The organism is Marivita lacus, from assembly GCF_014637725.1.
In the GTDB taxonomy this organism is placed as follows: domain Bacteria; phylum Pseudomonadota; class Alphaproteobacteria; order Rhodobacterales; family Rhodobacteraceae; genus Marivita; species Marivita lacus.
The window spans coordinates 1-11,529 of sequence record NZ_BMFC01000034.1; the positions used below are offsets into that span (position 1 = coordinate 1).

An 11,529-nucleotide genomic window follows, 5' to 3' on the forward strand; every position below is an offset into this window, starting at 1 on the left:
CAGCGTGCGCTACCTATACGGCGACGCCTTCGCCGAAGTCTGCCTTGACCGGGTGCTTGCACAGCCCTCCGCTGGCTGAATTTTCCTCATCACAATGATGATTGAGCCGCCGCCTGTGAGGGTCGGCGGGATTTTCTTTGGTTGTGTCGCGATACCGTGTTGGGAACGCCCAGAAATGCCAGTCCAGATGGCCTATCCATTTGGTCAGTTTCCCGTTGAAGCGAACCATGGCAAGATAGATTGATCGAGTCTTGTCAATTTACGACCCTTCGGTTTTGCCTACCAAAAAACAAAAGGAATGTGGTTCCCGGATATGATCCGAAACTATGACTGGTCATTTGAAACGCGAAACCTTGAGAAAGCTTGGGAATGTTCCTACAGGATAAATTCGGGCCTTTTGAACATGGTGCATTCATGCACTCATCTTTTGACTTGGTCAAAGACAATACTTGATAAAAGCTCAACTCCTCAAGCTGTAGCAAGGTAAAATTGCCGTGTTCAAGCTGGTAAAAAAAATTTAAGAACTTTGCAATCGAAACGATAGGCAGTGTTGCTATTGTTTTTGGTCTTTCAATCCCTATTATCTTGGGATTTGGAGCTTTAACGATTGAGTACGGAGGCGCCCTTGTCAAGAGATCAGAAAATCAACGTACATCTGATATCGCAGCCTATACGGCCGCTTTCGAATACAAGAGAAAAAAATCGGAACAAACAGACCAAAAGATAAATGCGGCAAAATCTGCTGCAACTCCATCGCGTCCCTCAATGGTGTGACATCAGAAATTACGGTAAACTTTGATGACCCAGCCGATGCAAGATTTGTCGATGTGGCCATTTCTCAGGATAAACCGATTTTCCTGTCACGCCTGTTGGTCCCGAATGCCAGTGTGACGATCACTACAACGTCACGGGTATTTCTTGGGGACATAGTGTTCACACCTTGCATTTTGGCTCTGGGAGGCACAAGCAAGGCTGGATTTACCGCGAATGGTAACGCCGGCTCATACAATGTGACTGGGTGTGGAATTGGATCGAATTCTGAAATAGCCGTGAACGGTCAGGTTATTGACACAAGCTGCGCTGCGGCGAGCTTCAAGAACCAGACTGCGTGCAAGGAAGAGATTGATGCCAGTGGTTTCATTGATCCTATCGCCAAGATTACAAAGTGGCCAACGAACTCGTTTGACAATGCTGTATGTGATCATACCGGAAAACTTCTGGACGACCTTTCGACACAAGTAGACGGAGGAAAAAATGATGGGGATTATCAGCTTAAGGAAGGTGTGCTGTGTGTCGATGAGTTTTCAACAAAATTCAACTCTATTTTTTCTGACCCTGATGGGATAGGCAACACACTCATTTTCAAGGCAGGTGTTGATTTCGTCATGAATGGTGGGGAACAAAGCCTTTCAATCATACCTCAGAAAACCGATGATTTTGCAGGGGTTGGGCTTTATGCTCCAAATTCCAATGTGACAGTCGGTGGGAATGCAACATTCTTCATCATCGGGCTAAGCTACTTTGGACTGATAGCGGATTCAATTACGTTCAACGGAAATGTCATGTTGAATGCTGAATGCGACAAGGTTGATCCATTTTTCGACGCGGGGCTGACCAGTCAACCGAAACTCGTCCGGTAGGATTCCGCAAAATTTTTGGAGGTGCTCACAAATCGTGTTGGTCGCCCAATCGCTCCATCATGTGATGTCGTCGATTCGCTTGCGAGCCTGCGGCATCAGGCTAAGCGAAGCTGATATCCTGTTGCGCCAGGCTGGTCCGCGCCCCATCGCATCCTCGTATGCCGCAAGGCCGATGGCGATGATCTCGCGCCCGAAACTGGCGTCGTGGCTGTGCGGCCGGCCACCCACTGTTGCCCTTAGTCTTTTTGGTCTTCGTCATGACAAGTTTGTCTTTCTGTTTGTCAAACCAAGTTGTACAAACTCGGACTGGACGTTGCTTCTGAAACGAACATTGGTCCGTTTTTTAATAAGAGAAATTTTAGGTCCGCACTGCCGCCTGTGCTATCGAGCTCGCTTTGAATTCGGCTTGGCGATCCGAAAGAGTGGTCAAAATCCGAATGATCTGGTCGTCTTGGAAATGTGGTTCCATGCATCAGTTTCGCAAAATCCGACAGAAGTTTGAACCAACACCTCATGGGTCCGATGCGGTAGCGAAAGACTGGATGTCGCCAACGTCGACGCGGTCCACGCCGCATCTATTTCCTTGGATTCTATATTCCTTAGTTTCAGACGCCCAAAACGGCTTTAATTTCATAGACTTGAAGTGGGTCAGGACGCTTATTCCCGGGAAGGGGCCGCAAAATCCCAGTGTGAAGACGCATAATCCCGGACACAGGCCGCAGATTTCCGGGCACCGGCCGCGTTTTCCCGGGGGCTTGCCAGAGCTTCGACACCACCGATGAGCCGACGCAAGACGCCATCCTCGCGCCGAAGATTTATAGGAAAAGAATTTTCTTCCGAGACCGGCGGAGAGACCAATCTTCATATCATGCTCTTCGCCAACATCCATGCAAAGCTGAAAGATCGACAGATTGCTCCCTCCTCGCTTCCGGAGCGGGACCCATTTCCATACCTGACCGCCTTCTCAATCCTATGCCGTATCGAGAGCGTGCCCCTAATGGTCTTGCGTTTCGAGGGCACCGATTTCTCCAAACGATATCCGAAGTCCAAAATGCCCGCTGACGCTGCTACGCACTTCCGCGGCGACCTCTCCTTGTATCGAAATTGGCGGCGCCTCATACTTGATGCTCAGCTGATCGCGGAGCCCGGTTTGGTCGACAGCGACCCTTGGGATACGATCATTCGAGTGGCGCGCATCTGTCGCGGCGCCGCATTCTCAAGCCGAATTCATCATGTAAGCTCCCGGCTGCCGACCGGGACGTCACCGATTGCCGTGAAAAGGCTGCGTGCAATCGAAATCGATTCAAACCTGTCGGGGCAAAACAAGGCCAGCTTCCGACAAGGCCTTGGCGCACTGGATGCACTGCAAGTCGAAGGCCTTGCGCAGCGGACCGGTCTTCTTCCAGAGCGCAAGGTCGGAACGCTACCCAAGCCCAGCGATCATCGCACGAGATACCCCCTCGCTCCTCGGCTCACGCGTGTTTGGGAGAAAATGCCCGCAGCGGTCAAACCGGCGCTCGTTTTCGCGTGGCGCATGGCCGTCTTGGGAGAGGTGTTCGATCTCGAAGACGACCCCGGCATTTTGCAGTTCATGTCCGAGGGTCGGGCACGAGCGTTGACGGCGCTGCGCCCCGAAAATTTTGGCATCAATCGACCATCCCAAGACACCTACGCGATCTATCTCCAGCAGCTGGGACAGTTCTGTCTTTCGATCGGAGGCAGCGGCCTGCCGGACCGCGCAAGCGCCGTCGATCAAGAATGGGTCATCCTACGAGCGCTTGCGAAGCAGCTAAAGATCTTCAGTCCGGCAAGGGTGGGAAATATTTCCGCAGTTTCCACTCCGGCGAGGCGAGACGGGCTTGCGCCGCGCGATCTGACACCAGCGTGGTTTTCCAACAAGAGAGCCAGTCTGGCCGCAGAGAAGCGCAGAGCGTTCGAGTCCGGGTGCTTCGTGATTGACGAGATGGCCGAGGTATACGGCCAAAGCATCGACGTGCTGCCTCCCAATAGGACAGGACTGAGCCGGCAGCGTCGGCAGCGCTGACGTCGTCGACATAGACGCCGACGATACAACGTGTGCTTGCCAAGTTCGGCGGCGAGCGCTCGGCGGCACGTTGCGTTTTTCGTGATCACTGCGCGGACCCATCTCCTGGAAAAGGAGATGCACATGAAGAAACGAAAGACGAGCCGCGAAGACTTTCAGCCACGTCACCCAGGGTTCGTCACTCGTGGCGAACTCGTAATATGGCTCGGAGTGAGCCGCAATTCGGGGGGCGGTATCGCAGAAAGGTTCGGTCTCCGCGCCATCGAGGGTCGCTTCCCGGAAGCCGAGATCTATCGCAAGATATTGGGGATCGACCCGCGAGATGAGCAGGACCGGGCCTGCCTGCGGCGCCCGTTAGAGGGCGCCGGATGGCTGTCGCGCAGGACAGGTGTGCCGGCCAGCATGGACCTGTTGCGGTTTGGTGCCGCTCCTTTGATAGCATAATGTGCAGCAAAGGAGACGAACTATGGGCACAGGAAGAACGGATGAATTCCGCAAGGATGCAGTGCGAATTGCGCTGACGAGCGGGCTGACACGGCGACAAGTTGCGGATGATTTGGGCGTTGGGCTTTCAACGCTGAACAAGTGGGTGAACGCGCACCGCGACACGGATGTGGTATCGCCCGAGGATCGCGAGCTTGCGCGCGAGAACGAACGACTTCGTCGCGAGAACCGTATCCTCAAGGAGGAGAGGGATATATTAAAAAACCGTCACGGGTCACAGCCCGCCTGTGCGCGGTATAAACAGCCTGTGCTACCTTCGGTGGTCTGGAGGGCAGTTGCCGATCGCTTATTGGAGGGTCAGACCCCGTTAAAAAACGTGGCACACGGGCTGATGCGCACTTGAGAGTGGCGACGCCGCTTTGTCGGTGATCCCGGTTAGGAAGATGACGGACTTGCATGGCCCACGCCCTCCTTCCTGAATGGAGGAGTTTGCATGACAAAGACAGCGACCGGTGGCCACCCGGAACTCAAGATGGTCAACCCGACGGCGGCCGCCATCGACATCGGATCGACCATGCACATGGCCGCGGTCAACCCTGATGCCTGTGACACACCGGTGCGTGCGTTTGGCACCTTCACTCAGGATCTGCATGACTTGGCAGACTGGTTCAAATCCTGTGGCGTCACCAGCGTGGCGATGGAATCCACCGGGGTCTATTGGATTCCTGCCTTCGAGGTTCTCGAAGGGCACGGGTTCAATGTGATCCTCGTGAATGCTCGCTATGCCAAAAATGTGCCAGGGCGGAAGACTGATGTCAGCGATGCCGGATGGCTGCGGCAGTTGCATTCCTATGGTCTCCTGCGGGGCAGTTTCCGCCCAGAGGCAGAGATCGCCACCCTCCGCGCCTATCTGCGACAGCGGGAACGGTTGGTCGAATATGCAGCAGCCCATATCCAGCACATGCAGAAGGCTCTGATGGAGATGAACCTGTAATTGCACCACGTGGTGTCGGATATCACCGGGGCCACCGGCATGCGGATCATCCGTGCCATCGTCGCCGGTGAGCGTGATCCTGATGTGTTGGCGGCGTTCCGTGATATTCGCTGCCATTCCTCCGTCGAGGTGATCAAGGCAGCCCTAGTAGGGAATGACCGAGACGAGCATATTTTCGCCCTGACCCAATCGCTGGACCTCTACGACTTCTACCAGAGCAAGATCGAGGACTGTGATCGCAAGCTGGAGGCGGCTGTTGCGGCATTGACCGTCAGAGTTGACGGTGACGTCCCTGCGCTGCCCAAGGCGCGGACCAAACGCAATCAGGTCAACGCTCCTTCCTTCGATGTGCGGGCGGCGCTCTATTGCGTTCTGGGCATGGACCTCACCCAGATTCATGGGCTTGGTCCATTGCTTGCCCTGAAGCTGGTCGCCGAATGCGGCACAGACCTGCGGGCGTGGAAGACCGCCAAGCACTTCACCTCGTGGCTCTGTATGGCACCGGGCAACAAGATATCGGGCGGCAAGCTGCTGTCATCACGCACCCGGCGCTCCTCCAGTCGGGCAGCCGCGCTCCTGCGGCTGGCGGCGACCACAATAGGGCGCAGCGATACGGCCTTGGGGGCGTTCTATCGGCGGCTATCATCTCGGATCGGCAAGCAGAAGGCGGTGACCGCGACGGCACGCAAGATCGCCGTCCTGTTTTACAACGCGGTCCGCTTCGGCATGGCTTACCACGATCCGGGGGCCGCTGCATATGAAGAGCGACATCGAACCCGTGTCCTGGCAAACCTCCAGCGTCGCGCCAAGACATTCGGCTTTGCACTCGCACCCTTACCCGACGCAGAGGCTGTTTCTTAGGAAGCGTCCCAGTTCTTCGCGAGCCAAAAGCCATGAGGTTTCGGTTCGTTGAAGAACAGCGCGGTGCCTTCCCGATCGAGCGGCTGTGTCAGGTCATGAACGTCAGCCCGCGCGGGTTGCGGGCGTTCCGCAGCCGGCCTGCCAGCCGCAGGCAGCGCACGGATATGGTTGTGCTGGCGCATATCAAGGAACAATCGCGCCTGAGCCTGGGCAGCTACGGCAGGCCCCGAATGACGGAAGAACTGAAGGAGGTCGGTGTCAATGTGGGGCACCGCCGGGTTGGGCGTTTGATGCGCGAAAACGGGATTACTGTTGAAAGAACGCGCAAGTTCAAGGCGACCACAGACAGCGATCATACGTTCAACATCGCCCCGAACCTGCTGGATCACGACTTCAACGCAGATCAGCCGAACCAGAAATGGGCTGGCGACATCAGCTACATCTGGACCCGTGAGGGCTGGCTGTATCTGGCGGTGATCCTCGATCTGCATTCCCGGCGTGTCATTGGTTGGGCTGTCAGCAACCGCATGAAGCGAGATCTGGCGATCCGGGCCCTGAAAATGGGCATCGCCTTCCGAGCGCCACCCAAAGGCTGCATCTTCCACAGCGATCGCGGCAGCCAATACTGTTCGCATGACTACCAGAAGATCCTGCGCCAGCATGGCTTCAAAGTCTCCGTGAGCGGCAAAGGTAATTGTTATGACAATGCGGCCGTCGAGACGTTCTTCAAAACCATCAAGGCCGAGCTGATCTGGCGGCGGTCATGGGCAACCAGGCGGCAAGCCGAGATGGCGATCTTCGAATACATCAATGGATTCTACAATCCACGTCGACGGCACTCAGCATTGGGCTGGAAAAGCCCGGTCGCCTTCGAACGGAAAGTGGCTTAAACGAGCACTTGGGGCGGCACAATTACGCGACAGGTCCAGCATCGCAATAAATGCCTTCGCGATCGAGGGCGTTCTTCATATCGTAGACGACGTTGTGGTTCTGGACCTCTTCTATCTGGGCCCCGGCATCATAGCGAGCGAAGGCTTTTCGGATCGCTTCGGGTTCGTTCACGAAATCAATGACGAAGGTCTGATCTTTTCCAGGGAAGGTTCGGTTCAGGCGACTGAGAGTCTGGACAATCTCGACCTCGTTGGCGATTTTCTTGTCGAGATACATTGCGACGAGCTTGGGTTGATCGAAGCCGGTCTGGAATTTGTCGGCCACGATCATGATCCGATATTCGGGACGATCGAAGGCAATCCGCAGGTCTTGCCCCTTTGCCCCGGGGTTCATGTTTCCTTCCGTGAACTCAGCATCTTCGTCGCACTGAAATGTCCCACCGGTGATCCGGTCATCCTTTGCATGCATGACCTCCTTGCCCGTCAGCTTGCCGGAAAAGGCAACCATGGCGTGGATGCCCGCGTGCTCGGGATGTGAGGCGATGTAGGCGTCGAAGGCTTTCTTGTAGCGGACGGCCGCAGGGCGCGAGCTGGTCACGACCATGGCTTTCGCCTTACTGTCGAGAAGGGGGGCCACGTTTTGGATGAAATGCTGCATGATGAATTGCACCTTTTGCGTGACGTTCGTCGGATGCAGGTTCATCCAGCGGGCGAGCGCGCGCTTCGCAGCGCGGCCGTCGACCCGTTTGTCGTCGAGCGCTTCCGTGCCGAGATGGTAGGCCGTCTTGTAGGAGACGTAACCTCGCAGGACGTCGAGGATGAAAGCCGAACACGGCAAGATACTCGAGGTCGCCGTCTCAGAAGCGTCCTCGAATCTCTCGGTCGTAGACCCTGCGTAGGTTGGTCAGCTCGGTCTGGTAGTAGCCAGGGTCCGAGTCTTTGTGTTCAAAACCTCGGATCGAGATGTCGATTGGATGCCGATCAGCAATGACGAACTGTGGGATCATCGCCCTTGCACAGGCTTGGCGAGGAATGGTTGTCTCGTTATCACCGACGGCTGCGGAGATCCGAAGTATGTGCGCCAGAGGCGCGTCTGGATTCATAAGGGCTCGGGCAACCCTTTCCTCATGCCGTCGCTTCATTTCAAGCAGCGCGTCGACGGTGTAGATATCGAGCTTGTTTCGATCATCGATCTCGCGGTGGTGCCGACCGCACAGCAGCATGAGATTGTCAGGGTCGTCGGACTTCTCATGTGACAAGTCAGGATGTCCTCGAGGGCCGTCGGGATTTGAAGCGATGATGTGTGCCAGGTAGGCGTGGTTCTTTAAAAGATCGCCTGTGATCAGGTCACCCGAAAGCTCCTCGCCACAGTTCGTATACTGACAGCGGCCGGCCGCTCGGCCCCAGACGACCAGTCGGGTGGGTTGAGTCGCATCACGTCCTCTGGACATTCTGCAACTCCTTTTCCGGTCGATACAGGCCGGCTCCGATCGAGATGGGCCCTGGGGCATTGGCACCGCGCCAAACCCCATCGAAATGCCATAGCTCGTAATGATGCAGCCATTCCGAAGCCCAAGGAACAATCGTGTCCGAGATCCACATCGATCTACGCCACTCGTTCTGCTCAGGGTCGAACAGGCAGAGCGCGGAATCCTTAGGCGATTCCGGATCGTAGAGCAGATGCGGAATATCGATCCAACCGATGCCGGGGCGCGGAGCGATGGTGGGCTGGCGAACGAATACAAGCGGAGGAATCGTCTTGGTGGGATTCCAGACGACGGACACCTTGTAGCTCATCTGGAAGCCGCGGATTGGGCCTATCCAAGCGATCAGACCGTCTGAAAACACGGTCAAGGGCTTCAGCCCCGGCCAGACCTCCCGCATGCGCTCGGCTTGCGCTTCCCGCGATTTCGGCCGCGCACTTGCCCTCATTTCGGCAGACGTCCGGAATGGAAGTGGTGTCCTGGTGCAGTCGATGTTGGCGCTGCTTTCGCAGCAGCCGGCGCCAGCAGGGCGGGGGCCGCTACAAAGCCTTTCGCAGGTTCAAAGGCGCTTGGGATCGACAGTCCGCGATGACTATCGAGGTAGGAGCGGACAGCCTTCTCGCTGACCCTCTCGCCGAAGAGGTCGTCGAAGATCTTGCGGACATCGGTGAAGTTCGACGACTGGGCCCGTGTGAGCTCGGCGACGAGGTGCCGGAGATCGTCACGGAAGACGCCCAAATCTTCATTGGAGGCCGGCCAGCGATCATTGAAGTCTTCGTGCGGCGGAGCCGGGTTCTTCTCGTCGAGCGGGACGCCGGTGACCATAGACGTGTGGACACGACGCTCGAGGTCGAGCGCGTAGCTCTCCAGCTGGGCGCAGAGACCGTTCTCGTTCGGGGGAACCAATGCTGCGATCTTGGACAGGTAGATCGAAATGGGGCGTTTCAGGCTGCGCTTGACGTAGCGCAGGTTCAGATAACGCTTCATCAGCTTGAGGGCGATCACCTGTGGAGCATCTCCGAGCGGATTGCGAGGCGCCGGCAAGGCATCAATATCCGCATCGGCCACGATCGAATTGGTGATCAAGCGATCCTTGACACCCATGTTCAACCGCATCGTCGTCACGTGGTCTCGAAAGGCGCGGCTCGGTAGTGCGACCTGCTTCTGGAACCAATCGGCAAATCCATACGGGTTTGCCGGAAAGATCTGGTCATGCCCGTCGTCCGGGCTGTGGTAAATCACGCCAGAGCGAAGCGGGCGAGGCACCCGGTGGGGGTCCATCGGTGTCACATCGAGGTGCATGAAGGCGAACTTGAGCTGGATGCACCGCGTGCAGCGCTCGATCTCTTTGGCATCGGGAAAGCCCTGGAAGGCCGTAAACAACTCGTCCAGGACATCCGAAATTGACCACCCTTGGGGTCGCCTGAATTCGAGGATGGCGTCGAGATCGAACCTGTCGTCCGTTGCTCCGTCGATAATCGTTGCACCGATCGCTCGTGAGCCTTGGGCGTATACCAGAGCATCTTCCATGTAGGGACGAAGATGCTAGGTCGGTCGTTGCAAGTGTTCCGGAATCAGCTGGTAGCGTTTCTCGGCGACGCGGTTATCCCGGTCGCTAAGCTCGAGTTCAAGCGCGGTGCCGAGAAGCAGCGCGTCGAGACCAGGTGCGGTATCATCAAGGGGCATGTTGAACTCCTTCCCTTCGAGCTTGTCCAACCGCCTCCCTCAATCAGATTGCTCACCACTACAATATATGCACGAGCTGCCGTAGAGGCAACACCACCAATGGTATTTTGTTCACCTCCTGTTCCGTGATTTGATGCCCTCATTATCGACGTCTTGTCGTTACGGCAGACCGAAGCTGAGATACTCGGCTGAAACGGCGTCCGTCAGCCAGACGCTATTGTCGGAGCAGAAGAAAGTGCGTCCATCCTCCTGACGCATTCGGCATGGTGGGACATGGTCTCTGAGGTGGCTGGCATGAAACTTGTGTCAGCCCGATGATGTCAGGGATATTTTCGGCTTGGTCTCGCCGGGAAAATTGAGAGTAAATTCCAGAATTTTTTCTCGGACGCCATCCTCGACCGCAACGTACACAACGCTTACCGCCTCGAACTCAAGGGGTCGTCCATGCGCAAAACCATAGCCAAAATGGATGACGAAATGCCTCAAAACTGATACCCGAAACTCGCTGCCTTACGGCTACGAGCCACAGGTGGCCAGATGTGATCTGAACAGGCGCCCAAATGACTGACCGCACCTACCCACGTCCCACCACCGATCTTGACGCACTGCTCGATGCTTTGGCCGAAGCCGGCGCTGATCGTGGCATCGTCGGCACCGGACTCCCTGACACGATCGGGTGCTCGATCGAGAGCGCGACGCCGGCCGAGATCGACTCGGTCTATGAGAGCGCTTTGCGCGAGACCCTCACACGGCGTCAGGATGGCCAGTTCATCAAAAATCGAGGAGGGTCGGCGTCTGACTCGGGAAATGATAGCTCGAAAGCGCGCTGAGCGTGGACTTGATGATGACGATCGAAATTGATTTAGCTGAGATCGTTCTCGAGCGACACGAAAACGGACTATACCTATGGCGTTGGGATCGCGCTGAAATGTCGGTCGTCTGGAGCAAGTCGGTCCGAACTCGAGAAGAGGCCATAGATCATTTTCGGTCTCTAATCGACGCTATGTCGAGCCACAAACGCATGAAGCTCTACTCGGTCATACGGAAGCTGACATGACAAGCGGGAGCGGCGGCATCTGGGCGCACGAAAACCTTCGCGCTGCAAGCGTTGAAAATTCAATCGTTTATAACTGAGACTGACAACTTGATCAGTCATCGACATTCTGCGCGAACATGTCTTTCATGCCCCAAAGTAAGAGTAAGAATACTGGCGCATGAGGATGCACGCCTCCCGCTGACCCGATAGGACGATGCGAAGTGAGAACAGGAAGCAGGTCACGATCGTAGCACTCATGGAGCAGGCCATGAGACGCGCCTACCTCGAGAAACTCGGATCGGGCCTCAACTTGTCCTTCTCTGGCGTAAGGCTACGGTGAGGGCCGTCTGACTTTGGCTACGATCCGATGATAAGTCCGACCTTATGTCCGATTTCATCCACCGACCTCAAATTGAAGTTCTCTCTGCCGCCGATGGCGTTCGCCGTCGG

Annotated in this window: 13 protein-coding genes and 3 pseudogenes; 11 read left to right on the plus strand and 5 right to left on the minus strand. The window is 56.2% G+C overall.

The genetic code is table 11. The features are described 5' to 3' along the window. Positions 1 to 555 precede the first annotated feature (555 nt). From IEV82_RS24125 to IEV82_RS23010, 9 genes and pseudogenes are all read left to right on the plus strand, one after another. Positions 556 to 774 (plus strand): TadE/TadG family type IV pilus assembly protein, encoded by a 219-nt coding sequence (locus tag IEV82_RS24125; RefSeq protein WP_373285266.1) that lies wholly within the window; start codon positions 556 to 558, stop codon positions 772 to 774. Further along, positions 771 to 1,640 carry a hypothetical protein gene (locus IEV82_RS22980; protein ID WP_188484424.1) on the plus strand — a complete coding sequence of 290 codons (870 nt, stop codon included), beginning with the start codon at positions 771 to 773 and terminating at the stop codon, positions 1,638 to 1,640. Before IEV82_RS24125 ends, IEV82_RS22980 begins: the two co-directional genes overlap by 4 nt. A gap of 34 nt (positions 1,641 to 1,674) precedes the next feature. Further along, entirely contained in the window at positions 1,675 to 2,142 is a 468-nt protein-coding gene (locus IEV82_RS22985) for a hypothetical protein (protein WP_188484425.1), read from the plus strand. A 276-nt stretch (positions 2,143 to 2,418) separates the two neighbouring features. Continuing rightward, a complete protein-coding gene (locus IEV82_RS22990) occupies positions 2,419 to 3,684 on the plus strand; it encodes a hypothetical protein (RefSeq protein WP_188484426.1) in 1,266 nt (421 codons plus the stop codon). Positions 3,685 to 3,807: 123 nt separating this feature from the next. After that, positions 3,808 to 4,128, plus strand: a complete 321-nt coding sequence (locus IEV82_RS22995) for a hypothetical protein (RefSeq protein WP_188484427.1) — start codon at positions 3,808 to 3,810, stop codon at positions 4,126 to 4,128. A gap of 22 nt (positions 4,129 to 4,150) precedes the next feature. Beyond that, positions 4,151 to 4,399 (plus strand): annotated as a pseudogene (locus IEV82_RS23000) (transposase); the annotation flags it as partial. 222 nt (positions 4,400 to 4,621) lie between these two features. Continuing rightward, positions 4,622 to 5,122, plus strand: a complete 501-nt coding sequence (locus IEV82_RS23830) for an IS110 family transposase (protein ID WP_229747995.1) — start codon at positions 4,622 to 4,624, stop codon at positions 5,120 to 5,122. A 12-nt stretch (positions 5,123 to 5,134) separates the two neighbouring features. Next, complete coding sequence (locus IEV82_RS23835) at positions 5,135 to 5,983, plus strand: transposase (RefSeq protein WP_229747996.1); 849 nt, start codon at positions 5,135 to 5,137, stop codon at positions 5,981 to 5,983. A 2-nt stretch (positions 5,984 to 5,985) separates the two neighbouring features. Next, a pseudogene (locus IEV82_RS23010) lies at positions 5,986 to 6,873 on the plus strand (IS3 family transposase); the annotation flags it as partial. 22 nt (positions 6,874 to 6,895) lie between these two features. On the opposite strand, the gene IEV82_RS23015 reads toward IEV82_RS23010, so the two are convergent. The 5 genes from IEV82_RS23015 to IEV82_RS23840 are packed head-to-tail and all read right to left on the minus strand — an operon-like array spanning position 6,896 to position 10,073. Beyond that, positions 6,896 to 7,711, minus strand: a complete 816-nt coding sequence (locus IEV82_RS23015; protein ID WP_229747997.1) for a type I restriction enzyme subunit R domain-containing protein — start codon at positions 7,709 to 7,711, stop codon at positions 6,896 to 6,898. A gap of 19 nt (positions 7,712 to 7,730) precedes the next feature. Beyond that, complete coding sequence (locus IEV82_RS23020; protein ID WP_188484428.1) at positions 7,731 to 8,324, minus strand: HNH endonuclease; 594 nt, start codon at positions 8,322 to 8,324, stop codon at positions 7,731 to 7,733. After that, a complete protein-coding gene (locus IEV82_RS23025; protein WP_229747998.1) occupies positions 8,308 to 8,757 on the minus strand; it encodes a type II CBASS E2 protein in 450 nt (149 codons plus the stop codon). The genes IEV82_RS23020 and IEV82_RS23025 overlap by 17 nt, the downstream gene beginning before the upstream one ends. A 44-nt stretch (positions 8,758 to 8,801) precedes the next feature. After that, positions 8,802 to 9,887, minus strand: a complete 1,086-nt coding sequence (locus IEV82_RS23030) for a nucleotidyltransferase family protein (RefSeq protein WP_229747999.1) — start codon at positions 9,885 to 9,887, stop codon at positions 8,802 to 8,804. 15 nt (positions 9,888 to 9,902) lie between these two features. Further along, the gene (locus IEV82_RS23840) at positions 9,903 to 10,073 is read right to left on the minus strand and encodes a hypothetical protein (RefSeq protein ID WP_229748000.1); all 171 of its coding nucleotides are present in this window, start codon (positions 10,071 to 10,073) and stop codon (positions 9,903 to 9,905) included. Positions 10,074 to 10,424: 351 nt separating this feature from the next. Between IEV82_RS23840 and IEV82_RS24130 the strand changes: the two are divergent. Together IEV82_RS24130 and IEV82_RS23035 are read left to right on the plus strand one after the other, a co-directional pair. After that, positions 10,425 to 10,535, plus strand: a pseudogene (locus IEV82_RS24130) (AAA family ATPase); the annotation flags it as partial. Positions 10,536 to 10,603: 68 nt separating this feature from the next. Continuing rightward, on the plus strand, positions 10,604 to 10,873 hold the full coding sequence (locus tag IEV82_RS23035; RefSeq protein ID WP_188484430.1) for a hypothetical protein: 270 nt from the start codon (positions 10,604 to 10,606) through the stop codon (positions 10,871 to 10,873). The last annotated feature ends 656 nt before the right edge of the window (positions 10,874 to 11,529 follow it).

What these genes read in the sequence shown, in the direction of transcription:
- IEV82_RS22990 (WP_188484426.1), top strand. Translation starts at nt 2,419, where the DNA reads ATGAGCCGACGCAAGACGCCATCCTCGCGCCGAAGATTTATAGGAAAA.
- IEV82_RS22995 (WP_188484427.1), top strand. Translation starts at nt 3,808, where the DNA reads ATGAAGAAACGAAAGACGAGCCGCGAAGACTTTCAGCCACGTCACCCA.
- IEV82_RS23830 (WP_229747995.1), top strand. Translation starts at nt 4,622, where the DNA reads ATGACAAAGACAGCGACCGGTGGCCACCCGGAACTCAAGATGGTCAAC.
- IEV82_RS23020 (WP_188484428.1), bottom strand. Translation starts at nt 8,324, where the DNA reads ATGTCCAGAGGACGTGATGCGACTCAACCCACCCGACTGGTCGTCTGG.
- IEV82_RS23025 (WP_229747998.1), bottom strand. Translation starts at nt 8,757, where the DNA reads ATGCGGGAGGTCTGGCCGGGGCTGAAGCCCTTGACCGTGTTTTCAGAC.
- IEV82_RS23030 (WP_229747999.1), bottom strand. Translation starts at nt 9,887, where the DNA reads ATGGAAGATGCTCTGGTATACGCCCAAGGCTCACGAGCGATCGGTGCA.
- IEV82_RS23035 (WP_188484430.1), top strand. Translation starts at nt 10,604, where the DNA reads ATGACTGACCGCACCTACCCACGTCCCACCACCGATCTTGACGCACTG.